General features: G+C 55.4%; 27 protein-coding genes. 17 read left to right on the top strand and 10 right to left on the bottom strand.

The window, feature by feature from the left end; translation table 11 throughout:
• Positions 1 to 55: 55 nt before the first annotated feature.
• The 8 genes from AC2T28_RS02575 (at position 56) to AC2T28_RS02540 (ending at position 5,742) form a co-directional block, all read left to right on the top strand.
• A complete protein-coding gene (locus AC2T28_RS02575; RefSeq protein WP_486747380.1) occupies positions 56 to 382 on the top strand; it encodes a hypothetical protein in 327 nt (108 codons plus the stop codon).
• Positions 383 to 444: 62 nt separating this feature from the next.
• Positions 445 to 2,382: an AAA family ATPase gene (locus tag AC2T28_RS02570; RefSeq protein ID WP_486747379.1), complete on the top strand. Its 1,938-nt coding sequence runs from the start codon at positions 445 to 447 to the stop codon at positions 2,380 to 2,382.
• Positions 2,382 to 2,717 (top strand): hypothetical protein, encoded by a 336-nt coding sequence (locus AC2T28_RS02565; RefSeq protein WP_486747378.1) that lies wholly within the window; start codon positions 2,382 to 2,384, stop codon positions 2,715 to 2,717. Before AC2T28_RS02570 ends, AC2T28_RS02565 begins: the two co-directional genes overlap by 1 nt.
• Positions 2,711 to 2,944 carry a hypothetical protein gene (locus tag AC2T28_RS02560; protein WP_486747377.1) on the top strand — a complete coding sequence of 78 codons (234 nt, stop codon included), beginning with the start codon at positions 2,711 to 2,713 and terminating at the stop codon, positions 2,942 to 2,944. The genes AC2T28_RS02565 and AC2T28_RS02560 overlap by 7 nt, the downstream gene beginning before the upstream one ends.
• 122 nt (positions 2,945 to 3,066) lie before the next feature.
• Entirely contained in the window at positions 3,067 to 3,435 is a 369-nt protein-coding gene (locus AC2T28_RS02555) for a hypothetical protein (protein WP_486747376.1), read from the top strand.
• Positions 3,435 to 4,817 carry a DUF6638 family protein gene (locus AC2T28_RS02550; protein ID WP_486747375.1) on the top strand — a complete coding sequence of 461 codons (1,383 nt, stop codon included), beginning with the start codon at positions 3,435 to 3,437 and terminating at the stop codon, positions 4,815 to 4,817. The genes AC2T28_RS02555 and AC2T28_RS02550 overlap by 1 nt, the downstream gene beginning before the upstream one ends.
• Complete coding sequence (locus AC2T28_RS02545; RefSeq protein ID WP_486747374.1) at positions 4,818 to 5,084, top strand: hypothetical protein; 267 nt, start codon at positions 4,818 to 4,820, stop codon at positions 5,082 to 5,084.
• A gap of 10 nt (positions 5,085 to 5,094) precedes the next feature.
• Positions 5,095 to 5,742 carry a DUF1523 family protein gene (locus AC2T28_RS02540; protein WP_486747373.1) on the top strand — a complete coding sequence of 216 codons (648 nt, stop codon included), beginning with the start codon at positions 5,095 to 5,097 and terminating at the stop codon, positions 5,740 to 5,742.
• Positions 5,743 to 5,808: 66 nt separating this feature from the next.
• Here AC2T28_RS02540 and AC2T28_RS02535 read toward each other — a convergent pair whose 3' ends face one another.
• A complete protein-coding gene (locus AC2T28_RS02535; RefSeq protein ID WP_486747372.1) occupies positions 5,809 to 7,386 on the bottom strand; it encodes a DUF5928 domain-containing protein in 1,578 nt (525 codons plus the stop codon).
• Positions 7,387 to 7,537: 151 nt separating this feature from the next.
• Between AC2T28_RS02535 and AC2T28_RS02530 the strand changes: the two genes are divergently transcribed.
• Positions 7,538 to 8,356: a sulfotransferase family protein gene (locus tag AC2T28_RS02530; protein ID WP_486747371.1), complete on the top strand. Its 819-nt coding sequence runs from the start codon at positions 7,538 to 7,540 to the stop codon at positions 8,354 to 8,356.
• A gap of 17 nt (positions 8,357 to 8,373) precedes the next feature.
• On the opposite strand, the gene AC2T28_RS02525 is transcribed toward AC2T28_RS02530, so the two are convergent.
• The 4 genes from AC2T28_RS02525 to AC2T28_RS02510 form a co-directional block, all read right to left on the bottom strand.
• Positions 8,374 to 8,850, bottom strand: a complete 477-nt coding sequence (locus AC2T28_RS02525) for an NUDIX hydrolase (protein WP_486747370.1) — start codon at positions 8,848 to 8,850, stop codon at positions 8,374 to 8,376.
• A 10-nt stretch (positions 8,851 to 8,860) separates the two neighbouring features.
• Positions 8,861 to 9,772 carry a DMT family transporter gene (locus tag AC2T28_RS02520; protein ID WP_486747369.1) on the bottom strand — a complete coding sequence of 304 codons (912 nt, stop codon included), beginning with the start codon at positions 9,770 to 9,772 and terminating at the stop codon, positions 8,861 to 8,863.
• Between the two features lie 68 nt (positions 9,773 to 9,840).
• Positions 9,841 to 11,673 (bottom strand): dihydroxy-acid dehydratase, encoded by a 1,833-nt coding sequence (ilvD, locus tag AC2T28_RS02515; RefSeq protein ID WP_486747368.1) that lies wholly within the window; start codon positions 11,671 to 11,673, stop codon positions 9,841 to 9,843.
• Positions 11,674 to 11,782: 109 nt separating this feature from the next.
• Complete coding sequence (locus AC2T28_RS02510; protein WP_486747367.1) at positions 11,783 to 12,973, bottom strand: benzoate/H(+) symporter BenE family transporter; 1,191 nt, start codon at positions 12,971 to 12,973, stop codon at positions 11,783 to 11,785.
• A 102-nt stretch (positions 12,974 to 13,075) separates the two neighbouring features.
• On the opposite strand from AC2T28_RS02510, the gene AC2T28_RS02505 reads away from it, so the two are divergent.
• Both AC2T28_RS02505 and AC2T28_RS02500 read left to right on the top strand, forming a co-directional pair.
• Complete coding sequence (locus AC2T28_RS02505) at positions 13,076 to 13,639, top strand: helix-turn-helix domain-containing protein (protein ID WP_486747366.1); 564 nt, start codon at positions 13,076 to 13,078, stop codon at positions 13,637 to 13,639.
• Between the two features lie 86 nt (positions 13,640 to 13,725).
• On the top strand, positions 13,726 to 14,583 hold the full coding sequence (locus AC2T28_RS02500) for a DMT family transporter (RefSeq protein WP_486747365.1): 858 nt from the start codon (positions 13,726 to 13,728) through the stop codon (positions 14,581 to 14,583).
• Between the two features lie 18 nt (positions 14,584 to 14,601).
• Here the strand turns inward: AC2T28_RS02500 and AC2T28_RS02495 are convergent, their stop codons facing one another.
• Positions 14,602 to 15,468, bottom strand: a complete 867-nt coding sequence (locus tag AC2T28_RS02495) for a helix-turn-helix transcriptional regulator (protein ID WP_486747364.1) — start codon at positions 15,466 to 15,468, stop codon at positions 14,602 to 14,604.
• A gap of 565 nt (positions 15,469 to 16,033) precedes the next feature.
• Here AC2T28_RS02495 and AC2T28_RS02490 point away from each other — a divergent pair.
• The 5 genes from AC2T28_RS02490 (at position 16,034) to AC2T28_RS02470 (ending at position 19,732) form a co-directional block, all read left to right on the top strand.
• Positions 16,034 to 16,516, top strand: a complete 483-nt coding sequence (locus AC2T28_RS02490) for a PACE efflux transporter (protein ID WP_486747363.1) — start codon at positions 16,034 to 16,036, stop codon at positions 16,514 to 16,516.
• Between the two features lie 62 nt (positions 16,517 to 16,578).
• Positions 16,579 to 17,058 (top strand): SsrA-binding protein SmpB, encoded by a 480-nt coding sequence (gene smpB / locus AC2T28_RS02485; protein ID WP_486747362.1) that lies wholly within the window; start codon positions 16,579 to 16,581, stop codon positions 17,056 to 17,058.
• A 37-nt stretch (positions 17,059 to 17,095) separates the two neighbouring features.
• Positions 17,096 to 17,569, top strand: a complete 474-nt coding sequence (locus AC2T28_RS02480; protein WP_486747361.1) for a GNAT family N-acetyltransferase — start codon at positions 17,096 to 17,098, stop codon at positions 17,567 to 17,569.
• A gap of 124 nt (positions 17,570 to 17,693) precedes the next feature.
• Positions 17,694 to 18,548 carry a 3-mercaptopyruvate sulfurtransferase gene (gene sseA / locus AC2T28_RS02475; protein ID WP_486747360.1) on the top strand — a complete coding sequence of 285 codons (855 nt, stop codon included), beginning with the start codon at positions 17,694 to 17,696 and terminating at the stop codon, positions 18,546 to 18,548.
• Positions 18,548 to 19,732 carry an amino acid aminotransferase gene (locus AC2T28_RS02470; RefSeq protein WP_486747359.1) on the top strand — a complete coding sequence of 395 codons (1,185 nt, stop codon included), beginning with the start codon at positions 18,548 to 18,550 and terminating at the stop codon, positions 19,730 to 19,732. The genes sseA and AC2T28_RS02470 overlap by 1 nt, the downstream gene beginning before the upstream one ends.
• A 134-nt stretch (positions 19,733 to 19,866) precedes the next feature.
• Here AC2T28_RS02470 and AC2T28_RS02465 read toward each other — a convergent pair whose 3' ends face one another.
• Both AC2T28_RS02465 and AC2T28_RS02460 read right to left on the bottom strand, forming a co-directional pair.
• Positions 19,867 to 21,189 carry an ammonium transporter family protein gene (locus tag AC2T28_RS02465; protein WP_486747358.1) on the bottom strand — a complete coding sequence of 441 codons (1,323 nt, stop codon included), beginning with the start codon at positions 21,187 to 21,189 and terminating at the stop codon, positions 19,867 to 19,869.
• A gap of 25 nt (positions 21,190 to 21,214) precedes the next feature.
• Complete coding sequence (locus tag AC2T28_RS02460) at positions 21,215 to 21,553, bottom strand: P-II family nitrogen regulator (protein ID WP_486747357.1); 339 nt, start codon at positions 21,551 to 21,553, stop codon at positions 21,215 to 21,217.
• 256 nt (positions 21,554 to 21,809) lie between these two features.
• On the opposite strand from AC2T28_RS02460, the gene AC2T28_RS02455 reads away from it, so the two are divergent.
• A complete protein-coding gene (locus AC2T28_RS02455; protein WP_486747356.1) occupies positions 21,810 to 24,083 on the top strand; it encodes a transglycosylase domain-containing protein in 2,274 nt (757 codons plus the stop codon).
• A gap of 230 nt (positions 24,084 to 24,313) precedes the next feature.
• Here the strand turns inward: AC2T28_RS02455 and AC2T28_RS02450 are convergent, their stop codons facing one another.
• Together AC2T28_RS02450 and AC2T28_RS02445 are read right to left on the bottom strand one after the other, a co-directional pair.
• The gene (locus AC2T28_RS02450; protein ID WP_486747355.1) at positions 24,314 to 24,922 is read right to left on the bottom strand and encodes an MlaC/ttg2D family ABC transporter substrate-binding protein; all 609 of its coding nucleotides are present in this window, start codon (positions 24,920 to 24,922) and stop codon (positions 24,314 to 24,316) included.
• On the bottom strand, positions 24,912 to 25,691 hold the full coding sequence (locus tag AC2T28_RS02445) for an MlaA family lipoprotein (protein WP_486747354.1): 780 nt from the start codon (positions 25,689 to 25,691) through the stop codon (positions 24,912 to 24,914). The genes AC2T28_RS02450 and AC2T28_RS02445 overlap by 11 nt, the downstream gene beginning before the upstream one ends.
• Positions 25,692 to 25,792: the final 101 nt, after the last annotated feature.

The raw sequence follows: 25,792 nt of genomic DNA, 5'->3' as shown, positions 1-25,792 counted from the left end.
CCTCCGGTGGGGATATTTTTTAACAGATGAAGCCTGGAAGGAAGGGGCGGATTTTATGGCAGAAGACTGGGAACGGTTAGCAGATTTGGTTGCTTCCGCAGGAAAAAGGCCGGGAATGTTTGTCGGAGAAAGCGACAACATTCTTGCGTTCAACGCCTTTCTTACCGGTATGTTTGTTGCGGCAAGCCCAACCTTGATGTCGGAATTTAAAGGCTATTTGGCAGATCGCTATGGTGAGGGACAGTTGGGTAGCTTTGAGTTGATTGCATGGACGAAGAGACAAAACTACCCGTCGATTTCGGAACGAGATCTGATTGTCGAAATTGCTAAGGTGGTCAGAAGTTTTTTGCAGCACAAAACTGGGCCGAAGGTGCCTACTTAGTGGCTTTCAAGAAAAGTGACGACCGCCAATTTATGGATATTACCAAGACCCAGGAGACCTAAATGAGCCTAACAAGCGATCAGATGGAACTGCGTGAAGACGAGATCCAAAAGCATTACGCGGCTGCGGCTGTGATGTTGGAGGGGTTTGATCACACACCGCGAATTGCCAAGGCCAAGGTTGAGGCCGTAGCGTCCGAGCGCTCGCCGGGGATTGCGCGGACGCGGCGGTTTCGTTCGACGACTCCGGGGTTGGTGACACGCTCCACTGCGCGGCCCGAGGGCGTGCATCTGGTGGCGCGGATCGAGGCGGCGGATGATGATGATCCGCTGACATCCCCACTACAGGCAACGGCGCAGCATGTGTTGCGGAGGGCGCTTGCAGTGGCCTTGGCTGTGGGCGAGGCGTACTCGGAGGCATCTGGTTTAGCTGAGTTGAAGCGGGCCAATTTGGCCGGGTCGTTGGATGCGGGGCGCAAGGGCGAGTTTGGCGAGCTGCTGGCGGCGGAGGCGCTGGCGGTGGCGCATGTGTTTGCCAATGCGACCGCCTATTTACTGGCACCACACGCGAGTGAGGCTCAGGTAGAAGTTGGCGATGCTGAGGAGCTGTTGACGGATCATGCGCAACTGGCCTTGCACGGTGCGCTGTGGGAGTTGGATCAGAAGCTGGCGCAGTTCGCGCCGGATGATGCGGCGTTGATTGCGACCGTTGCCGCCTATGCCGAGCAGCTGATGGAGAAGGCAGCGCTGCGCGCGCAGAACGCGCCGCGGCTGGCTCCGTTTACCGATGCGGCCTGGCATGTGGAGGCAGACGATCTGACCATTCGCGGCTTTGAGCCGGCGGCCAAGGCCAAGTCGACCACCCTGACCATGACGTTCAAGAAACCGCACGAGGTGGTGGGAAACCATATCGCCAAATATCAGGCGATGAAGCTGTCGAAAATGCTGATGGCCTATGACTTTGACCGTCGCCTGAACCCCTTTGCCGAGCTGGGCGGGTTCATCTTTACCTTTATGGGCGATGGCAAACCGGGCACCGGTAAGACCACGCTGATCCAGATGATGGCGGGGCTGGTCAATGATTACTGTCAGGTGGCGGGCTACCCGTTCCGCTATCAGAACCTGAGCACCGATAATATCGACAGTTATCAGGGCAAGTCGGGGCAAAACGCCAAGGCGTTCATCAATTCGATCATCGACCCCGCTGCGATTGGCTTTGGCACCATTGATGACATTGACCAGCTGGCGGGCAAACGCGGTGACCGGCAGTCCTCGGCCGGGCAGCTAGAGATAACGGCCGTGCTGATGGAGAGCTTTGCTGGCGCCAATACGGTGGTGCGGGGCAATTGCACCTTTGGCATGTTCTCGAACTATCCGGAAAACGTCGATGATGCGCTGCGTCAGCGGGCTGGGGCGCGGTTCCTGGTGGATGGGCCGCAGACGCGCGAGGATTATGTAGACATCTTGAACCTGCTGATGGGCAAAAACCACAACATCCCGCTGGGTGAGCACGAGCCGTTCGCTGCGCAGGAGATCAAGAAAGCCGTGGCCAAGTCGTTTGAGGCGCATGCCAAGCCGCAGGAACCGGGGTTGATGAACGTGTTTGATCGCGCCGAGAGCCAGATTGGCGGCCTTGATACCATCGCCAAGCTGGGCAGCTATCTGAAGATGATCCAGCAGGCGGATGAGCGGTTTACGGGCCGCGCGATCAAGAACATCACCGACGCGGTCAAGGTGCGGGCGATGGATTTTGAGCTGCCGGATGAATGGATGGAGAACCCCGAGCTGTTCCTGTTCCGCGATTACGACGCCAAGAAAGCGATGATCGAGGAGCTGCGGGTACCGATCACCGTCGACATGGTGATCCAGGAGATCAACCGCTATGCCGACAGTGAATTCCGTTATGCCGATAAATCGGACGAGGTGGCGATTGACGGCATGGTGCGCGATTTTACCCGTCAGGAAGAGGCCAAGCGGCGGTACCTAGAGGAGAAGGGGTGATGGGCCTGCTCATTCTGGTCTTTGCTCTCTTTGTTGGTGTTAGCGCGTGGTGTGGTGTCGCTGTAGCTCGCCGTGCACGTCCTGTTGGCATTTCACTGCTGCAGATTGCGTTGCTGTGTTTTGCCTTTAGCTACATCTTTGGAGCGCAGTTCAGCATTTGGAGCATGGGAGCATCGCTTCAGGATCAGAACTCTCTGTTGCATGTATTTGGACCCGGCGGGATGCCGGATGTGTTTCTAAGCTATGCCCTGCTTTGGTTTTTTCCCATCATAACGGTTTCATTGGTTGCTTACTTTGTCGTGAGACGGCGATATGCGGAGATGAAAGGATGTTGATGCGCCTAATGACACGCTGGTGGTTCTGGCTATTACTCGTGCCTTTTGTTCTCGGGTCTGCTGCAATGCGGTTTATGCCCAGTCTTGAGGTGGTGGAAAATCCTGACTTCGATTTCTACGCTCGTTGGGGACAGTTCATTGGTGCAGTGATCCCAATAGGAATCACAGGTTTTGTTTTTGTAACTGCCATCAGGCTTGTATCGCGGTGGCGTCATGGGGATGGCTAACGTGTTTTCCGCATCACGATATAACCTGCCAAGTGTCACCCAAGCCCCCTCTCCATGGGGGGAAGGGAGAGGACTGCGCCGCTTAGCCGCGCTGGTTTGTGGGATTGAAGGGTGATGATACGATGAACGATACCTCAATATCCTTGTTCAACACCGGGTTGCCTATGATGATTATTGGGTTCCTGGCCCTTGTTGTGCCACGGCTGCTTGTTCAAAAAGCAACGCGGTCCCATTTAGCCGTTGCGATTGGGATAATGATGGCTTGTGTCACTATGGCCTTATTGTCGGCAGGTGTATTTTTCCTTTTTGACAACCGCAGTTATGATGCGTTGGCTGGAGCGGGAGGGTATTCTTTGACGCTGCAATTTTTGTTTGACGCATCCTGGAAGGCGGTAATCCTGTGGGCTCCGCTGATCTTGTTGACTTGGTTGAATTTGGCGCAGCGCGTTGAACGGTTGCGTGGGCAGGATCTGTCCGAAAGGGGGCATTGATGAAACGTCTTATCCAATACGGACTGATGTTCGGTAACCTGTTCCATGTGGCCTCACCTGCTTTGGTAGAGCGCTATAACCGTGCCCTGCAGCATCTGACTGGCAAGACCACCGCGCTGACGGATTTTCACGTGGATATCTCGGGCTATTCACCCGAAATAGGTGATGAACTGGGCGATGATCTGTATCTGAACCATGCGGGCGTGAACCGGCAGTTTATTTTGCTGAGCACCGAGCAGAAACGCTCGCCTCTGTTGAACGAAAAATTCTCGGTCAATCGCGATATTCTGCGCCGCTTTATCGTGGACAACGAACGCCAGCTGTTTGCCCTGACCGCGACGGACGCGGTGGCGGGTGAGCTGGTAAACTCGGTCTTTGAAATCGACACCCCGGCGCGGTTGTTTGACATCCATAAGATCGAGATCGAGGCAGACACCACCAAGGGCACCCTGCGCCATGCCACGCATCTGGGGGAACTTGTGGACCGGTTCAAGGGCGAGGATGACGCCTGGTTTGACGATGTTCTGATTGCTGAAATGATCAGCACCGCCAAACAGACCGGTGACATTACCCGCAACCCGGTGAAGCTTAAATACGAGGCGTTTCAGCAGGACAATTACTGGACCGCGCATTTTGGCGGGCTGTATCTGTTCCAAGGGGTTGAGCACCCGGCGATGATTGCTAGTGGCGACAAGCCGCACGGTGAGCTGCCGATTAAATATGTGTTTGATATGGAAGAGCGAAACCGGATTGCCAAGTTTCTGGATTACAACGGGCTGGCCGAGCCAGTGGTCAAGGCGCGTGGCGTCGATGGCGCGGCGATCCTGCGGCAGAAGATGGATTTTATCGCTGCCGACGCGCTGGCGGCCAAGGGGCATGATCTGACCGGGATGCACCGGTCGAAACTGCGGCGGCTGACGGCGCAACATGCCAGTGACCTGCCCGAAGAATACGAGGGGCTGGCGGCCATGGTGCGCTGGGCGGACGGCGGCGGTAAATGGCCCCGGATCAGCTCGGACCATCCGGCCTATTTCTATTCCCTGCGGGCGGCAGATACGCCGGATCGGGATCTGGTCAACATGCTGCTGGCCGAGCTGACGCAGCTGGACATCCGCCAGCTATTCATCTGCCACAAGGCGCTGTTTTATCAGCTGTACCGCGATTGGCCGGATGCCAAGAAAGCCTATGTTGTGCATTTCTTGGCCAATGAATACACCGTGGACAAGGCCGGTGCACGTGACGCGCTATTTGGTCATGAACCTGATATGTCAGGGGAGGATGCGCCAGTGGTCAGCCGTGGGATGCCCAAGGTTCGCGCGCAGGATCGGATGGTTAGGCGGGTTGGCCCATGGGGTTCGTTGACCCGAGACAGGAGACGCTAGATGTTTGCGCTGCTTCGCTTGATGGTTGTTTTGCTGATCATTCAGACCATTGCCTATGTGGTGATCTCGATCTATTCGCGTGCTGTTCGCAAGGCTAAGCTGAAGCGGCATTGGAAGGACAAAAACCTGACCATCGACCGGGATGCCTATGTTGAGCGCGGGCTGAAGAAATACGATAGCTCGATCCGGCGCAAGCTGATCTTGCTGGTCTATATTATTCCACTGGGGGCGATTGGGCTCTTGGTTTATACCACGAATTTCATGTGAGGGGACCACGATGGTCTATGTAAAATGGGTGTTCACAATCACCTTTTGGGTGCTGTTTATCTCGGTGCTGCACTACACGCTGCCACAGCACGATGTGGTGCGCGTGGTCTCCACGGATGTGCGACGCGTAGATTTTGGCGAAAACGCACTGTTCTGGTCGCAGCAGGACACGGCGCAGGAAAGTGCCACGACGACCAATCGTGATGTGCGGTTTGTCGAGACGTTTTATGAGAACGGTCGCCCGATGGTGTTTCGCAACGAAGATACCGGCTGGAGCTGGCCGCCTTATTTTAAGCTGGACAGTTCCAACCTGCAGGCTGAGCTGACGGATCTGGTGTCGACCAAGGAAAACCCGCAATGGGTGGTGATCCGCCACTATGGGTGGCGCAACCAGTTCATGACAATTTTTCCCAATGCGGTTTCGGTTAAACCGGTGGATGGGCCTGGCTATTCGGCCATCAACTGGTTCAACATTGTCTTCCTGACAATGCTTGCAGCCCTGTTCTGGGCGGTTTACGTGCGTTGGCGGCGGTTCAAGAAGGCGCGCATTGATCCGATGGTCGAGGATGTGGAAGACAGCCTTTGCGCGGCTGGCGATGCCATATCGGAACGACGTGGCCGGATCCGGCGATGGTTGGATACCTGGAAAAAGAAATGATCTGGGCCGCCGATTGGGCGGCTCTTTTCATTCTGTAGGCTGAACTCACTTTACCCCGGGTTTGTGTCAGTCCTCAAACAGATGGCGCGTTTGGGCAAGCTTTTGTCCCTTGTCGTGGGACACGCTGAAAAACTCCATCAGCTTGGCCGCATTGGCCTCGGTGCTGTCGGACTGGCGAATTCGGTTAAGCCGGCTGAAACCCGCATCGCGAATGCGATCGGATTCGTGGGTCATGTCGTTTCGGATCGTTGGCAGCAGGCGCTCGAGCGTGAGCTTGGATGTGCGCTCGCCCGCCAAGCCAACGCGACGGGCGTGACCAATAAGATAGTCATCGGTAAAGTCACACTCGATTTGCAGCAATCTGGTCGAGGAGCGATCTGAGAAAAAGTCGTGCATCAGATCCAGGTTCGCGGGATCCATGCAGACGGCCAGTCGATCACTTTCGTAGTATTCAAACAACATGCGCATCAATGCGCGGCGATGGCGGGCGCGTTTCCCCAGCGACGACTGAATGCCTCCAAGATCAGGTAGCGGCGTGCCGTCTTCATCAAATAGATAGTCAATGGCAGGGATGTCGGTTTCGTGGCGCACCTGATCCATCAGGCGCTTGGCCACATGCCACTTTTTGCAAACCACGATCATCAGCTCGCGTTCGCGCCCCAGCGAGCTTTCGGTTTCCCAGAACCGCATGGCAAACCGTCGACCGATGCGGCCTTGCCCAGAGAGAAATTTGTAAAGGCTGCGGCCCTCGTTTGAGATCTGAAAATTGACATTCTTAGAAGCATAGAGTTTGCCTAATCGCGCCTTCAGCTCTTTTGCATCAGGGCTGATTTTACGGGCAAACAGGAAATCTTGGCTTAGCAGCAGGTCATAGTGATCGTTGTGAAACGTCACGGGCATCCCGTAGTCGGTGAACATCAGGAAGGTGAGTGTGCGGGTGTCGATTTCATTCTCGGGGACGAGGTGGCGCACCAGTGTTTGGAAAAATGTTTCGTCAGGAATCCAGGTGGTGCTGAAGAAGCGCATCACGTCTTTGCGTTTGCGGGTGAAATCCAGGATCCACTCAACTGTCCGGCGCCGTAGGCACCACCATTGGCTGCCGATCTGCACCTGGATGTCGTTGGGAATATTCCGTTTCAGGCCAAGACGTTTTTGCAGTTCAAGTGCCCAATAGAACAACGTTTTGTGGGTGCGTTCGTTGAGGTAGTGGCGATAGATCAGCCGCTCCTCTTTCATCCCGGTTTTGATCCAGTCGCTTTCGAAGAAATCGAAACTCTCGATGAAATCGCGGTCGTTTCCATCAAGGAACTGGTGGGCGTACTCTGCAGTTTTAACGGCCATACAGTCGCCCGACAGCATATAGAAATGGGTGGCGCGAGGATATTCTTCGACAGCGGCCTGAACCGCCAACAGCGTGGCCTGCACCAACGACCATTCCCCCCAACCGCATTTGATACGCTTACGTGAAAAAGTAACATTGGGATTATGATCCAAGGCTTCGCGGATCATCGCATAAGATTCAGAGGCAGCGCTGGCATCAAAGTGAATCGCCATATAATCGCCAGCGGCTGTCAATTGTTCAGCTTGCTGGATGATCGCATCGGGATCTTTATGGCAGAGCAGAATATAAGCGATTTTTGCCATAATGGAGACAGTGCACCCGATTTCTTTTCATTGTACCTCTTGATAAGGCTGAACACTGATTGAATAAACCAGTTAGTTCTGGTTTTTGCATATAGATATCTGCAATCGTCAGTAGTCGCGAGCAAGCAATACCCTGTGGAGGTTAGAGCATATGGGATTTCCGGGCACTTGGATGACCGAAAGTGAAAGCGTTGTGTACCGTGTGGTGCCCAAATGCGCCTGCTCGACCATTGGTCAGATCATGTATTATTCCGATCACGGAGCATTTTTTGACGGAGATATTCACGACGCCAAGTCTGGTCTGCACAAGTGGGCATTGGACGACAGCCAGGGACCCATCACCCGCAATGTGCAGGGGCACCGATCGTATGCCTTTACCTGTGTGCGCAACCCTTACACGCGGGTGCTTAGCTCGTTCTTTGACAAGATCTGCGGCATTCAGCGCAATGGTCGCCGTTACCGCGGCAATCTGGTGCCCAAGCTGACCTATGAATACGGCATCGAAGTGGGGGGCGACGACGGCAAGCAGGAGTTTGACCAGATCCGCAGTTTCCGCCGGTTCTTGCTGTTTGTGCGTGACACCATCCGCTATCGTCGCCCTATGGACCCGGACATCCACTGGTCTGCCATGTCGGGCCATGTGTCGACCTTTATCCGGAACGGCGGCAAATACGATAATATCATCTGGACCGAGTCGTTTAACGACGGCATGGGTGATGTGCTGGGGGGGATTGAAACTCCCCAAACCGTGGATCTGAGTGCGATCCCAAGGTTCAACGAAAGTGAAGGCCACGGCCCTAAACGGGCGCATCCAGTCGAGGACTATTTTGACGATCTGTCGATGCACCTGATCTATGAAGTCTACAAACGCGATTTCGAACTGTTCAAATATGACTTTGAGGATCCGTCGAACAAGATGCCAATTGGCGAGATCGATCTGGACGAGGTGCACGCCAAGCTGGGAGAGTAGAGGGCAAACCGTTTTGTTTAATTGCTCTTGCGTGAATTGCTGCTCGGCATCTTATGAAGGAGCGGTTTTAGCCCTGTTGGGTAAAGTTCGGGCCCGCCGATATCGAGAGTTTCGATGTCAAACCAACGAGCGATGCATTCGACGCCGTTGTCTTCCTTAAATGTTACGACATCCCTGTTCAGGTCGAAACTATCAGGAAGCTGTATTTCGGCGGCAAAAATGACTTCGTGGCCTGGGTGGCCTTCATGTTGGTATATATTCTCTAGAATAAATGGGTCTCCGGATATCTTGATGGATACGTTTAGCTCTTCGAGAAACTCTCGCTTTAGAGCCTCTTGCCAAGTCTCGCCAAACTCAATTGTACCGCCTAATGGCCGTACTCCTTTGAGATGGCCTAGATCATTATAGACTTCAGCTGCCAAGAGTTTTCCAGCCCGCCAGTGAAGGCCAATTGCCTTTATCCGAATGCCGTTGTGTGGTCGCCATTTGGTCATTTCGGAGCTCCTAGATTAGTTGTTTCGTCGGCTTTTTTGGTCGGACTGAAACAAAAGTAACCAACAAAGCCGCGCCCGTGATGATACCAGCCCCAAGCAAGCTGTTGGTGCTGGGCCATGTGGCAAACAGCAGGATGTCGAACCCAAGCGCCCAAATCAGCCCGGTGAAGTCGTAGGGCGCGAGGGTGGAGATCGGCGCGCGGGCGACGGCCTCGTTTGAGGCGATGTGACCGACGCCGCCGATCAGTCCGGCGAGGATAAGCAAAGCCCAGTCAGTGTCGGCAAGGGATGACCAACCAAAGGGGAGGGTCGCCAAGCCAACCAAAGCAGCAACGACAGCAAAGTAGAAGGCTATTGTGGATGAACTTTCTGTGGCGGTCATGGTTTTGGTGTGGACCCGCACAAAGGCCATGGTGAGGGCAAAGCCAAGTCCGGCCAATACGCCGTAAAAAACGTCAGGCGACGGACTATGTAAGGCATCCCATAGCAAGATGATGACGCCGCCAAATCCAATGATGGTAGCTACTATAACAGACCTCGAGAGGTGTTCGCCCAACAAGAGCGCAGCGAGCGGAAGCGAGAGCACGGGCGTCAGAAATGCTAGAGATTGCGCGTTGGCAACGGGTAGATAGGCCAACGAGATGAAGGATAAGCTCATGGAAAACGCACCCAGCAGGTTGCGCGTAACGTGTAGGCCCGGGCGCTGGGTGCGCAGGGCACTGGGCCACTCACTTCGGATCAGCATGTACAGGCAGATTGGGATCAATGCGAAAGCTGAGCGGTAGAAGATGATTTGGCCAAGCTGGGCCGAGCTGCTGACTGCATGGATACAGGCGGCCATGGCGGTGACCAGAAACGTGGTGAAGAGTCTAAGCCCGATAGCCCATAATAAAAGGCTGCGGTCGGTGTGTTGGGAACGCACGACGAAATGACCTGTTACCTAAAAAGAACTCTGCCCGCCGGAATGCGTGGCGGGCAGAGGAAGCTTGATCAGACTTGGCGCACGGCACCTTTGGCGGCGCTAGTGGTCAGCTTGGCATAGGCCTTGAGCGCGGTGGATACCTTGCGTTTGCGAGGCTCGGCTGGCTCCCAGCCTTTTTCGTCCTGAATGGCGCGGCGCTGGGCCAGAACCTCTTCGGAGACTGCCAGGTTGATTGAACGGTTCGGGATGTCGATCTCGATCTTGTCGCCGTGTTCAACCAGACCAATGGTGCCGCCCTCGGCCGCCTCGGGCGAGACGTGACCGATGGACAGGCCAGATGTGCCGCCCGAGAAGCGGCCGTCGGTCAGCAGGGCGCAGGCCTTGCCCAGACCTTTGGATTTCAGGTAGCTGGTTGGATAGAGCATTTCCTGCATGCCGGGGCCGCCACGGGGGCCTTCGTAGCGGATGACTACTACATCGCCTTCTTTAACTTTCCCAGTCAGGATGTCGCTGACGGCCTGGTCTTGGCTTTCGCAGACATAGGCAGATCCGGTGAACTGCAAGATGCTGGCATCCACGCCTGCGGTTTTTACAATGCAACCGTCCAGAGCGATGTTGCCGAACAATACGGCAAGACCGCCGTCCTGGCTAAACGCGTGTTCCTTGGAACGGATCACACCGCCTTCGCGGTCGGTGTCCAGTTCCTTGTACCGGTTCTCGGTCGAGAAAGCCTGCGTGGTGCGTACGCCGCCCGGTGCCGCCTTGAACAGCTCTTCGGCTTCAGGGTTGTTGGCGACCTTGATGTCCCACTTGGCAATTGCCTCACCCATAGTGCTGGAGTGCACAGTGGAGACATGGTTATGCAGCAGACCCGCACGCGACAACTCACCCAGGATTGAGAAAATGCCACCGGCGCGGTGGATGTCTTCCATGTGGACGTTTTCGATGTTTGGGGCGACCTTACACAAGCAAGGCACCTGACGGCTGAGCCGGTCCATATCGGTCATGGTGAAATCCACTTCGCCCTCGCTGGCGATGGCGAGCAGGTGCAGCACCGTGTTGGTCGACCCACCCATCGCGATGTCCAGCGACATGGCGTTTTCAAAGGCGTCGAAGGTGGCTATGTCACGCGGCAACAGGCCTTTTTCTTCGCCCTCGTAGTGACGTTTGGTGATGTCGACGATCTTGCGGCCAGCCTCAAGGAACAGGTGCTTGCGGTCCGCATGGGTGGCGAGGGTTGACCCGTTGCCAGGTAGCGCCAGACCCAGCGCCTCGGCCAGACAGTTCATCGAGTTGGCGGTGAACATGCCGGAACAGGACCCGCAGGTTGGGCAGGCGTTTTCTTCGATGTGCTGAACCTGCGCGTCCGTCAGGGTTTCGCTGGCAGCGGCAACCATGGCGTCGACTAGATCGATTTTGGTCATGTCCAGGTCTTCGATGTCGATCTTGCCGGCCTCCATCGGGCCACCAGACACAAAGATCACCGGGATATTCAGACGCATGGCAGCCATCATCATGCCGGGCGTGATCTTGTCACAGTTCGAGATGCACACCATGGCGTCGGCACAGTGGGCGTTGACCATGTATTCGACCGAGTCAGCGATGATTTCGCGCGAGGGCAGCGAATAGAGCATGCCGTCGTGGCCCATGGCGATGCCGTCGTCTACGGCGATGGTGTTGAATTCCTTGGCAACTCCACCTGCGGCCTCAACTTCGCGGGCAACCATCTGGCCTAGATCCTTGAGGTGGACGTGACCCGGTACAAACTGGGTGAACGAGTTGACGATGGCGATGATTGGCTTGCCGAAATCGTCATCCTGCATGCCGGTGGCGCGCCAGAGGCCGCGGGCACCCGCCATGTTGCGGCCGTGGGTAGAGGTTCTTGATCGGTAAAATGGCATTTTGCTGTTTCCCTTTATTTGCCCTCAGGGACACGATTTGCGCAACAAACGCAATATGTCGGGGCGGTGTTTGGTTGTTTTGTACCCTGTGGGCCGGTTTTTGCTTGTTCTAAGAGGTGACGGTTTGGCGTTTGGAGTGGCGTATTCGAGCGCTAAGCGCCTGATTGACGATCATTCCCAGAACCAAGGCCCAAAAAGCGGAACCGATTCCAAAGAAACTGATGCCGGAGACCGTGCTCATGAATGTGATGAGCGCCGCCTCGCGGTTTTGGGTGTCGGACAGGGCGTGGGAGAGGCTGTTGCCGATGGTCGACAGCAGCGCGAGACCTGCGATGGTGGCGACTAGAGCTTTGGGGGCGATCAGGAAGAGGCTAATCACGGTGGCTCCACCAAGGCCGACGAGACAATAGAGCAGCCCGGCGATAACGCTGCTGAAATAGCGTGTTTTAGGATCGTCGTCCGCCTCAGGGCCTGCGCAAATGGCAGCGGTGATGGCGGCCAGGTTAAAGGCGTAGCCGCCGAATGGAGCCAGTAACAGTGAGGCGAGGCCAGTGACCGTCAGGCTGGCGGATACAGGCGGCTGGTAGCCCGCGCTGCGTAGGGTGACGACGCCAGGCATGTTCTGCGAACACATGGTGACGATGTAGAGCGGCAGGCCAATGCCGATCAGCACAGGGAGCGAGAAGCTGGGGCTGACAAATTCGGGCATGCTGAGGCTGAGGTTCAGTTGCTGCATGTCACCGAACGATCCGGAAAACGCGGCCCAAACACAACCCGCAAGCAGGACAACCGGAATATTGTAACGCGGGAAGTATAGGCGACCTAACAGGAATGCGGCTCCCATCACAGCGACCAGCGCGGTTTCATCATTCAGCGCGGTAAAGGCTGACAGGCCGAATTGAAACAATATGCCAGCCAGCAGGGCGTTGGCGAGTGTATCAGGGATCAGTTTTGTCAGGCGTTCGAACCATCCGGTGAGGCCGGTCAGTGTCAGCAGCGCGCCACAGAATATGAAGGCACCAACGGCCTGATCTAGGGGCACATCTTTCAGGCCAACTGCCAGTAAAGCCGCACCGGGGGTGGACCAGGCCGTTAGGATAGGCATGCGAAACCAAAGGGACAGCACAAAGCTTGTCAGCCCCATGCCGAGACCAAGTGCCACCAGCCAGCTGTTGGCTTGGGCCTGAGTTGCGCCAACTGTCTCAATCGCCTGGAAAATGATGGCAACCGAACTGGTGTAGCCGACCAGAACCACAATTGCGCCAGCTGCAAAATGCGAAAGCTTCAAACTCTTCAGCATGTGGGTTTTCCTTGGCTGGTATGTCGGCTAGGGTGCGTGCGTTATAGCGCACACTACACATCGTGCGCTATAACGCACAAGGTTTTTTTGACAGGCGAGTAGATGAGCGAAGAATCCATCCCCCTTAATCTGCGCAGCATTCGGGCTGAGGCCGGCCTGAGCCTGTCAAAAGCGGCAGAGCTAACAGGGGTAAGCAAGGCGATGCTGGGACAGATTGAGCGGGGTGAATCGAGCCCGACGATTGCGACGTTGTGGAAGATCGCCAAGGGGTTTCATTTGCCGCTGACGGCGCTGATAAATGAAACCGCGCGGATGACCGGCAAGACCGGTGGCGTGTTTAGAACGGTTCAGTTTCCCGGCAGCATTGCGGTGAAAATTGTATTTCCGTTTGACCCGGCGCTGAGAGCCGAGACCTTTCATGTCAGCCTGCAACCGGGACAAAGCCATGAATCGCAGCCCCATGATACCGGTGTGACCGAAGAGGTCTTTGTGCTGGAGGGAGAGATGGAGGTTCTGCGGGATGGGGACTGGGTGCCTTTGTCTGCCGGGCAAGGACTGCGGTTCGCCGCAGATGCGCCCCACGGTTATCGCAGCACGCAGACCGGCGCGGCCTTCTTGAATATGCATCACTATCGCCAAGCTGTTTTGTCGCAGGGCAATTCCTAAAAATATCAACTGCTTCACTTGCCTCTGGACACAGTTGACCATAGCAATTTTGGCTGCAGAACCAGAAACATGTGAAAGCAATCGGAATGGATACAGTTCGCGGCAGCCTGTTGATGGCATTGGCGATGGCGGCCTTTGCGCTGGAAGATATGTTTATCAAATCCACCACCCAGAGCCTGCCGGTTGGGCAGGTCCTGATACTGTTTGGTCTGGGAGGCATGGTGATCTTTATGATCAAGGCGCGTGCGCAGGGGCAGCGCATGTTTCACCCGGCGATTTGCACGCGCCCGCTGTTGTTGCGCTCAATTGCAGAGGTGACAGGGCGGTTGTGTTTTACCTTGGCGATTGCATTGACGCCGTTGTCGTCGGCCTCGGCCGTTTTGCAGGCGACACCGCTGGTGGTTGCCGCCGGAGCCGTGGTGTTTTTTGGCGAAAAGGTTGGCTGGCGACGCTGGGTGGCCATTGCGGTTGGCTTCTGCGGTGTGCTGCTTATTCTGCGACCTGGGCTGAGTGGGTTTGAACCAGCTTCAATGTTTGCCGTAATTGGTACGCTTGGGTTTGCTGGGCGAGATCTTGCAACGCGCGCTGCACCACCGTCGATGTCTAATCTGCAATTGGGTGTTTATGGGTTTGCGATGCTCATTATCGCTGGCATCCTGTCACTCGGCTGGACGGGAGGCGCGAGCTGGCCAAGCTTGCAGGTTTGGGGGCTGTTGCTGGCGGCTACTGTGATTGGGGTCATTGCGTACAACGCCCTGACTGGAGCCATGCGGTTGGGCGAGATCTCGGTTGTTGCGCCGTTTCGCTACACGCGGTTGATTTTTGCCATGGTGTTGGGGGTCTTGGTCTTTGGCGAACGTCCGGATGTGCTGACGTTAATAGGCAGCGCCATAATTATCGGCAGCGGTCTGTTTACGGTGCTGCGGGAGCGCAAGGCCCGGTAACGCGGTTGAGAGGCGCCATCAGGCACCAGAAAATCCGATTGGTAGAGGCAGGTTCAAGGCCTTGAGAACCATTTCGCTTTGACGAGTGACACCCATCTTGCCAAAAATCAGTTTCAGATACTGCCGGGCACTGGCCTCGGTTAAGTCAGCCTGTTGCGCTGCGTCACGCAAGGAGAGCCCGTTGACCAAAAGGTTGGCCAAGCGTGCCTGACTGGGCGTGAGGCTGTACATTCTGCTCAGCAGTTCGTGTCGCGTTTCCACCGGTTGCCGTGGATCGCGAATAATCAATATTGCTAATGGATCGCGCAACCCGGCCCAGCCGGACTTCAGATGGTCGCCAAAGAGGGCTGCGACCAGAACGGCAAGGGGATCGCGCCCAGAGGGCCGATCGATCTGGAGGGGAATACCGCCAACCGAAGTTCCGGTTCGGGCCTGACTGACGACACTTCGTATGGCGGTTCTTAAGGCTGATCCGGACTGACCTGTTGCAATTAGGCGGCCATTGGTAACAGTCAGCCCGTCGCTATCGCTCTGCAGGTCTTGTGCCGTTCGATTGCTGAACCTCAAGTGTCCCGATTGATCAACCACACATAGGCCAACGGCCATGCCATCCAACGTATCGGCCGCGATATTGCGCTCGAAATCGATCGTGTTGATGTCTCGTTGTAGCAAGATGGCGCGATTTAAATGTGGGATAAGTTCTTGAAGGAGGTAACACTCAGAACTGCCAAACCGGTTTTGCGACTTGTTGCGCAGGGCCAAAAAGTAAGACAGCGATCGGGTTTCTTCGGTCAGGTTTACCCCAATCGAGTATTCGACGCCTCCGGGATCAAGAACCTCTTTATAAACCTCTGTCGCGTGCAGTTCGTCATCGCTGATGTTCATTCTGCAATGAATAGGCTTGAAAGGGTTTTGTGAAAAATAGGGCAGACGTGGGTCTTGGGGCATCAGTTCGTCGTATTTCTGGTAGTGCGCTTCGTCCCACTCATATCCATGCAGCCGACTGAACGAGAGACTGTGATTGGTTAGGTCATGATGTCCAATTTGGGTGCCTTGTGACTCGAACAGTAGAGCTGCTTCAGATAGAAAAGCAGGCCATTTTGCGGGGTCACAGGCAGCTGCGTATAGGTGATCAACAGTTTTAAGAAGCTGGCGGAGTTGTTCGGTCTGAATTTGCATCTTTGTTTGGGGCGCCTTTTCAACTGGAAATCTTAAGTGGGAATAGGGACGCACTGTAGAGCAATGCCTCGATCTTGGAATCTTTTCGGTACTCAACCCAAAGAATAACTAAGTCCATTCCCAAATGTGAACTGTCAGCAAAACCACACTCACGTAGGACGGAACTCTGAGCAAGAGTGCCTCGTGACTACTGAGGCTGGGGAAAGTAGCGCGATGGTGAACAAAAAGGCCAATAAGGCTCTGGAGAGTGTTGCTGGATCGAAGCGGTCTTATGGCACTTAGATCTCTGCGTGAACGCGTGATACAGACCCTATCTTTTGAAATTACGGGTGTGGTGGTGGTGTCGCCACTCTATGCTGTTCTAGCAGGAGCGCCGATGGCCGACGGGGTTACGTTGATTGCGTTGTTTTCCGCTGTCATCCTTGTCTGGTCCCCGCTGCACAATTACGTTTTCGACCGATGTGAACTCAAATTCGCGAACCGGCTTGCCAGCGACAGGCCGCATAAGATGCGTGTATTCCATGCGTTCTCGCATGAGGTTACTGCGGTGATGATCACGTGTCCCTTAATGATGTATGTGGCAGGGCACAGCTTTCTGCAGGCGTTGTCATTTAATCTGGGACTGACCCTTTTTTATGCTGGATACGCGTATGTGTTCCATATTGCCTATGACAAGCTGCGCCCCGTGGCTTGTCCTGCTTTGGTGCGGACACAAGGGGGGGAACTCCAAAATCAGCAAGTTACCGGGATCTAACTTCGAGAAGCGCTTGCACGCCATCTTGCGTCCAGTCGTCGTCGGGCTTACATCTGCACTCCATGGCCCAGAAAAAGAAAACAGATCCGAACTATAAGGTTATCGCCGAAAATCGCCGCGCGCGGTATGATTACGCGATCAATGATGACCTGGAGTGTGGCATCATCCTGGAAGGGTCAGAGGTTAAAAGCCTGCGGATGGGGGGATCGAACATCGCCGAAAGCTATGCGGCGGTTGAAGATGGCGAATTGTGGTTGGTGAATAGCTACATCGCGCCCTATGAGCGGGCTAAGACGTTTAAACACCTTGAGCGCCGCCGCCGTAAATTGCTGGTGTCGCGCAAGGAAATGTCCAATCTGTGGAACGCGACCCAGCGCAAAGGTATGACGTTGGTTCCTATCGTGATGTACTTCAATCACAAGGGACTGGTGAAGCTGAAGATCGGCATCGCCAAAGGTAAGCAGAACCACGACAAGCGGGCCTCGGAGGCCAAGCGGGATTGGTCTCGGCAGAAGTCGCGGTTGATGAAAGATCACAGCTAAGGGCAAGACGTCCTTGTCGGTTTGCACGGGGATAAAAATGATACGTCTTCGTAAGATGCAGACTGATGAGTTTCAGGACTATCTTGCTTATTTCATTCCCGACTATGCGGCCGAAATCTCGTCTAACTACGATATCGATCCTCCGTCGGCCCGTGCACAGGCGGAGCAAGAAGTCGTGGCGGATCTCGGGCAGGGGATTGATAGTCCGGGGCAGGACCTGTTTTGTATCGTGACTGGCGAAATCAATGATGACACGGTTGTGGGGTATTTCTGGTGTAAGCCGGGGACTAGGACAGTTTTCATCAGTGATTTTTGCATTCTACCACCACATCGTGGAATGGGTTACGCTAGGGATGCGCTAGTGGCGCTTGAGGCTGAATATGCTGGGGCTGGACATTGCGACATCAGGCTGCGTGTGGCTGCAGACAATGACCGGGCGCAGCATCTGTACCAAGCTGCTGGGTTTCAGGTGACGGGTTTCAACATGAGGAAATCCCTTGCTGAAGGGTGAAGTGAATAAATTCACCGGAATTTCTGCCCAATCCCACCGCCAAGAGCCTAAAACCTCATGTCTTTTCCTTGCGACTCCTTGCGGCCGATAGTAGGCCTTGGACAACGCGCCTAGGGAGAAATTCATGCAGGACGATCCGAAGACACTTGTTTCCACTGAATGGCTGGCAGCTCATCTGAAAGATCCTGATCTACGGTTGTTGGATGCTTCGTGGATGATGCCCGCGCTAGGGCGTGATGCGCGCGCAGAGTATGACGCAGGTCATATTCCTGGCGCGCGGTATTTTGATATCGATGAGATTTCTGATCACCGGTCAGAGCTGCCGCATATGGTGCCACCAGTTGAGAAGTTCATGTCGCGGCTGCGCGCCATGGGAGTGGGTGATGGTCACCAGGTGGTGGTTTATGATGGGCTTGGCCTTTTCTCGGCCGCCCGTGTTTGGTGGTTGTTCCGGCTGATGGGGCAATTCAACGTTGCCGTTTTGGATGGCGGGTTTCCGAAGTGGAAAGCCGAGGGGCGAGAAGTTGAAGACATGCCTCCGGTGATCCGGGATCGCCACATGACAGTGCGGGTGCAAAACCAGATGGTGCGCGATGTGACGCAGGTTTCGTCCGCCTCCAAATTGGGGGATCATGAAATCATTGATGCCCGCGCCGCCGAGCGGTTCCGTGGTGAGGTCCCTGAACCTCGTCAAGGGCTGCGCGCGGGCCACATTCCCGGATCCAAAAACGTACCGTTCACGACGCTGTTGAATGAAGATGGCACCATGAAGCCTGCCGACAAGCTGCGTTCGATTTTTGAAGCCGCAGGGGTGGATTTGGCCAAGCCAGCTATAGCCACTTGCGGATCGGGCGTTACTGCCGCTGTTCTGAGCCTGGCGCTAGAGCGTATCGGCAAAAACGACCATGCCGTCTATGACGGCTCCTGGACCGAATGGGGCGCCTTTCCTACCTTACCCGTTGCAACCGGAGAGAACTGATGTTCGAAACCCTGAAATCACAGCCCGCCGACAAAATTCTGGCGCTGATGCAGAAGTTCCGCGAGGACCCGCGCGAGAGCAAAATTGATCTTGGCGTTGGGGTCTACAAAAATGCTCAGGGTGTGACGCCAGTGATGCGGGCCATCAAGGCGGCCGAGCATAAGCTGTGGGAAGAGCAGACCAGCAAGTCTTACGTAGGTCTCGTTGGGGATCCGGCCTATTCCGATGCCATGATCAAGCTGATCCTGGGTGGTGTAGTGCCACGCGACAATATCGCAGCGGCAGCCACTCCGGGCGGTACTGGCGCAGTGCGTCAGGCGTTTGAATTGATCCAGATGGCTAACCCTTCGGCGCGGGTGTTTGTGTCCGATCCAACCTGGCCCAACCATGTTTCAATCTTGAACTACGTTGGCATTGAAACTGTCACTTACCGCTATTTTGACCGCGAGACCCGTGGCGTAAACTTTGACGGTATGATCGAAGACCTGAAAACTGCGGTCAAAGGTGACGTCATCCTGCTGCATGGCTGCTGCCACAACCCAACAGGTGCCAACCTGAACGAGGTGCAGTGGAAAGAAGTCATCGCGCTGATGAACGAGCGCGGCTTGGTGCCGATGATCGACATTGCATATCAGGGCTTTGGTGACGGCCTGGAAGAAGACGCGACCGGTGTGCGGTTGGTGGCTTCGGGTACTCCCGAATGCCTGATCGCGGCGAGCTGTTCCAAGAACTTTGGCATCTATCGCGAGCGGACCGGTTTGCTAATGATGGTGTCGAACGATGCCTCGGCGCAGAAGCTAAATCAGGGTACACTGGCATTTTTGAACCGCCAGAATTACTCGTTCCCGCCAGATCACGGTGCGCGTTTGGTCACCATGATCCTGAACGACGACGCCCTGCGCGCTGATTGGGCGGCTGAACTGGAAGAAACCCGTCTGGGTATGCTGAGCCTGCGTCAACAGCTTGCGGACGAGCTGCAGCGCTTGTCTGGTTCTGACCGCTTTGGCTTCCTGGCGCAACACCGTGGCATGTTCTCACTATTGGGTACCTCGCCTGATCTGGTTGAACAGATGCGCGCAGATGATGGGATCTACATGGTCGGTGATAGCCGGATGAATATCGCCGGACTAAATGCCGATACGGTACCAATCCTGGCCAAGTCGATCATCGACGCCGGCGTCTAGGCAAGCCGACATCAAAACAAATACAACGCGCTTTCCGTTGGAGAGCGCGTTTTTTTGTGTCGAATTCCTGGGGGGTAAAGCAAAACGCGGCCCCCGAAAGGGCCGCGTCGGCTTCATAGTCATCCGTGAGTGGATTAGAGTTTGGAGAACTCGGGGTAGGCTTCCATCCCCAGTTCCGCCATATCCAGTCCGTTGATCTCGTCCTCTTCTGTAACACGAATGCCAACGATGGCTTTCAGCGCTAGCCAGACCGCGGCCGAGACTACGGATACAAAGATACCGACAATCACAACAGACTTCAGCTGGACGAAGAGGGATGCATCAGGGTTGCTCAGCGGCACAACCAAAGTACCAAAGATGCCAGCAGCCAAGTGAACTGGGATTGCACCAACAACATCGTCGATCTTGAATTTGTCCAGCAGCGGAACAACAAGAACCACGATCACACCACCAGCAGCACCAATCAGTGTGGCCATGCCCAGCGACGGGAACAACGGTTCAGCGGTGATAGATACCAAGCCAGCCAGCGCGCCGTTCAGGATCATTGTCAGGTCAGGTTTCTTGTACATGAACTGTGTCAGCAACATTGCGGCGACGGCTCCACCAGCGGCGGCGGCGTTGGTGTTGGCAAAGATCCGGCTAATGTCAGCAACATTTGCGGCAGTGTCCATATAGAGCTGCGAGCCACCGTTGAAGCCGAACCAACCGAGCCACAGAATGAAGGTACCCAGAGTTGCCAGCGGCAGGTTAGAACCTGGCATCGGAATAGTTCTGCCAGCTTTATACTTGCCGATACGTGGTCCCAGGATCAGTGCACCCATCAGGGCGGCCCATCCACCAACCGAGTGTACGACTGTTGAACCGGCGAAATCCTGGAAACCCATTTCCTGCAAGAAACCACCGCCCCACTTCCAGGAAGCCTGGATTGGGTAGATGAATGCGGTCAGGATGATCACAAAGACCAGGAACGGCCACAGCTTAATCCGTTCTGCCATAGTACCTGATACGATCGACGCAGTGGTTGCGCAGAACATCAGCTGAAAGAAAAAGTCGGAACCAACCGAGGCGTAGGTCAGGTCTGGCTCCATACCGTCCAGGCCAACCGGCTCAAGCGAGGTCATAGAAAAGGCGCCAAGGATGCCGTTGATGGTCCATCCATCGCCGGGGTACATCAGGTTGTAGCCAACGACGTAGTAGGCAATTGCTGCAAATGAAAACAGGCCCATGTTCTTGGTTAGCTGCATGGTCACGTTCTTGCCGCGAACCAAGCCCGCTTCGAGCATGGTGAAACCAGCAGCCATCCAGAACACCAGGAAACCGGCGATCAAGAACATGAAGGTGGTAAAGATAAAGCCGATTTCACTGTTCGGAGGGGTGACATCAGCGTCTTGGGCAAAGCCGATCGCGGGGAGCGCGACAAGCGCTGCAACGGCGAGTGGGAGTTTAAGGGAGTTCATCTGATATTCCTTCTTGGCCGTTCGCTCAGAGTGCTTCCAGATCTGTCTCGCCGGTGCGCACCCGCACCGCCTGAGCCACATCCAGCACAAAAATCTTGCCGTCACCGATCTTGCCGGTGCGGGCTGTATTGGTGATGGTTTCCACCACCTGGTCGGCCTGATCTGCCGCCACTACGATTTCTAGTTTCATCTTGGGCACAAAATTCACTTCGTACTCTGCGCCACGGTAAATCTCGGTATGGCCCGCCTGTGCGCCAAACCCCTTGATTTCGGTTACCATCAGGCCTGCAACACCGATGTCGGTCAGCGCTTCGCGAACCTCTTCCAGCTTGAATGGCTTGATTGCAGCTATGATCATTTTCATCTCAGCATCCTTTCCCCAGGTCTCGTGCCTTGGTCTCTGCAGCCCCAAACAAGCGGCTGGCCTGAGTCGGGGGAATGCCTGGAGCGGGGTGAGAGCTGGTTCTTGGATGAAAGGCGCAATAAAAATGCTCAAATAATAAGCTTTGCCTAATTAATAATCGCAACGTGAAGCTGTGTTGGCTCAAAAACTCCCCCTCAACAAAGTTTGACTAACGGGGTATGGTGCTGAAAACGGGCACACCGAGCAGGATATTGGCATGGCAAAAGGATCAGGGCGCAAGCCGCTGGTGGCAGACAAACGCTATTCGACTGGTAGCCGTAAGGCACCAGCACGCAAGCCTGCAGGCAAATCAAAAAAACAATCCGGCAACTGGCTGGCGCGGTTGATTGGTGGTGACAAGATCGCCGAGAACAAGCCTAAGTCACGCAAGTCTCCAGCACGTAGGCCAGCTGCTCGGAAGGCGGCCCCTCGCAAGTCCACGCGAGGTAAGCCCAAGGGTATTCTGGGGCGTATCGGCGCGGCCTTCTTCGGGTTGTTTAGATGGGTGTTTGGCTTGTTCTGGGGATTCACCTGGCGCATTGGCATGGTGATGACGCTGCTGGTTGGGTTGGCGGTGGGCTACCATTATTTGCAACTGCCCGAACTCGCGACGTTACTAGATGGTCGCGCACGCGGTTCGGTTACCATGTTGGATCGCAACGGCGACGTTTATGCCTGGAGGGGAGATCAATTTGGGGGTGTTGTCACCACCCAAACGGTTTCGCCGCATCTGAAGAACGCCATCATCGCCACCGAAGATAAGCGGTTTTATGGACATTTTGGCATCTCACCACGTGGCGTGGCCAGTGCTGTGCGGATCAACTTGCGTGAAGGCCGTGGGCCTTTGTCTGGTCACGGTGGCTCAACCATTACCCAGCAAACAGCCAAGCTGCTGTGCTTGGGCGTGGTTTATGACGCCGATGTTTGGGAAAGTGAGCGGGCATATGAGTCCGACTGCCGACAGGGGTCGCTTTGGCGTAAGGTCAAAGAGGCCATTTATGCCATGGCGATGGAGACAAAATACTCTAAAGACGAAATTCTGACGATCTATATGAATCGCGCCTTTCTTGGCGCCGGGGCACGCGGGTTTGAAGCGGCCAGCCAGCGTTACTTTGGCAAGTCAGCCGCCGAGGTTGACGCCGCAGAAGCCGCGATGTTGGCGGGTTTGCTCAAGGCACCAACACGCTATGCGCCGACCAACAACCTGCAGCGCTCGCAAGACCGGGCTCAGGTGATCGTTGGGCTGATGGAAACTCAGGGCTATTTGACAACGGCGCAGGCACAGGGCGCGCGAGATAATCCTGCGCAGCTAAGCGAGGCCGCCGCTGCGCGTGCCGGAGGCTATTTTGCCGATTGGGTGATGGATAAGATCCCAAGCTTCTTTGGCGATCAAACCACCGAAGATGTGATTATTCGAACGACGCTGGACCAACGCTTGCAGACCGCCGCCGAAGAGGCGATGGCTTACATTTTTGAAAATAAGGTGCGCGAAGGGTCTAAAGCGCAGGCCGCGATTGTGGTGATGAGCGCCGATGGTGCGGTTCGCGCCATGGTTGGTGGGCGCGAAACCCGTGTGTCAGGTGTGTTCAACCGCGCCAGCCAAGCGCAACGGCAAACGGGTTCCGCTTTTAAGCCCTTTGTCTATGCGACCGCGTTGGAATTGGGATACTCACCACTGGATAAGGTGTTGGACGCAAAGTACTGTCTGAACATTGCCGGATCCGGGCAGTGGTGCCCCAAGAACTACACCCACAAGTTCTATGGTGAAGTGACACTTGCGCGCGCGCTAAGGGACTCGCTGAATATTCCGGCGGTCAAAGTTTCCGAAGCTGTGGGGCGAGATTTGGTTCGCCAAGTGGCAGGTGAGTTTGGGCTTTCCAGCGATCTGGCGGATGGTCCGGCCCTGGCGCTTGGTGCATCGGAAAGTACTCTGATTGAGATGACCGGTGCCTATGCTGGTATCCTTAACGGTGGCTCTTCGGTGACGCCTTATGGCTTGGTTGAATTGCAGCTGATGGGCGATGATGCACCGGTGATCGGCACCAGTGGTGGTATGGGCGAACGGGTGATCCAAAACAGCGCGGCCCAGCAATTGACCTGGATGATGGAGAAAGTGGTTTCGGAGGGAACCGGAGCCAGGGCGCAGTTGCCGGGCTGGCAGGTGGCGGGCAAAACCGGCACCACTCAGGCGGCGCGGGATGCCTGGTTTATTGGCTTCACGGCCGAGTATGTCGCAGGCGTTTGGATGGGCTACGATGACAATACACCGCTGTCAGGTGTAACCGGTGGCGGGCTGCCCGCCGAGATTTGGCGGGAAACGATGATCCGTGTGCATGAGGGGCTGACACCTGTGGCGCTACCTATGCAAGCCCCACAGCCGATTGCGCCTCCAACTCAAACCACCCGAGAGCGTCGCAACAATGGCGGCAAACCTGGTCAGAACGTTGGGCGCGCGGTGGACAATTTCTTGAAAGAATTGTTTGGCAATTAGTGCCCCCGCAAGTGGGGCTCCTGCCCGTCGCAGGCCTCCTAACCAGAGGCCCGCCCCCGTTGGGTCCGGCGCCGCGCAAGCGCGGCGCAAGGTGGCAAAGTCGACCAGAATCACCAATAGGCTGCGCTGACGCGGCAGCCATTGATCTAGGGAAGCGGGTGCGGAGAGAAGGGCAGGCACGGCAGCGCGTGCCGTGCTCAGACTGTTTGGAATGGGCGCGGCAAGAGCGCTTAGCTCATCTTTTTGAGATCCGATATCAGCTTGTCGATGTTGCCTTTGCGCTGGTCAAGCATCGCGCCGATTTCTGTACGTTCGGTCAACAGCAGGTTCACGCCTTCGATGAACATATTGAAAAACTTATCTTTGCCGGACTTGTCTGATACCAGAAAAGTGACTTCGAACGGAGCTTGGCCCTGCAGTTTGGCGATGGACTTTATTTCATACCCAGCCCGGATCTTGCGTGCGGATTTCACTTCGATGTCTCCACCGATGAATTCACGGAAACGCCTGCCATATTTGTGCGAGATATAGCCTTGAAAGGCTTTGGTGAAGGATCGCATCTGGGCCTTGGATGCGCGACGGCCGTCAACACCAAGAGCATATTGCGCCATAATTGGTACATCAGCGTAGCGAACAAAGATCTTTTCAAAATCCCGGATCATGGCCGCTTCGGATTTTCCGGATCCAATCACCTTGTTGATATCGCCCACAACGCTGCCGACCAGCGCTCGGGCTCCATCCTCACTGATTGCCAATGCAGGCAAAGGCAGCAGTGCCAAGCCTAGGCCCGACATGGCCTGGGCGAAGAAGGAGCGGCGGCTGAACAGTTTATTCGGCATAGATGTCCTCATAAGGGTCAGAGTAGGGGTCGCCATAGACACCGTCATAGGCTTCTTGATCGCCACCCAGCTCAAAGCGGCGGTTTTGCAAGTAGATCAAACGGGCCTGAGCATAGCTGTCAGCACTTTCATATAGGATCGAATCTACTGTTGCTGAGTAATTACCGCGATCCCCCATTCGGCGCACGATCTCAGCGTAGACACCTATGTTGTCGGCGGGGTTTTGCCGGGCAAAGGTGATTGGGTTTGTGAAAAAGTCTGCGACAACGCCAATGGCATCGCGCGATGTCGAGGGCCCGTATAAGGGAAGTTCGACATATGCCCCTTCGCCAAAGCCCCAAACATGCAGGGTTTCACCAAAATCCGTATCAACACGAGGCACTTTAAAATCGGATGCGGGATCACCCAACCCGGCAATTCCAAAAATGCTGTTGATGAAGAAGCGTGACACCGCAATGCCGGATTCTTTCAGGTTGCCCTGCAACAGTGCATTCACAGCTTGACCCGGCATCGATAGGTTTTCAGCGAATAGGCCGAAGCTGGTGACCATATCTGGCGGAATGACACTCACATACCCTTTGGATGCTGGACGAAAAGCAACCCGGTCAACGCCAAGGTTGAAGTCGTGGATCGCTCGGTTGACGCCTTCATATGGGTCAAAGACATCGCCCGCGGCGCGCGCGTCGGACCCTTGTCTTGCACATCCAGCAGTTAATCCAGCCAGTAGTAGAGTAACCAGAATAAAAATTTGTCGCAGCGTTAGCTTCATTCGCCTCAGTGTCCGTCTATCAGCAGCAGGCCCTCAGCCCGCCACTGATTTATAGGTAATCAGTAGCGTTCCCAGAGGGAGGATGTATTGTTTGTTCCCTT

It is taken from the genome of Parasedimentitalea nitratireducens (assembly GCF_057444295.1).
Note: the sequence above shows the minus strand (reverse complement) of the source record. Positions and strands in the feature narration are given on the sequence as shown.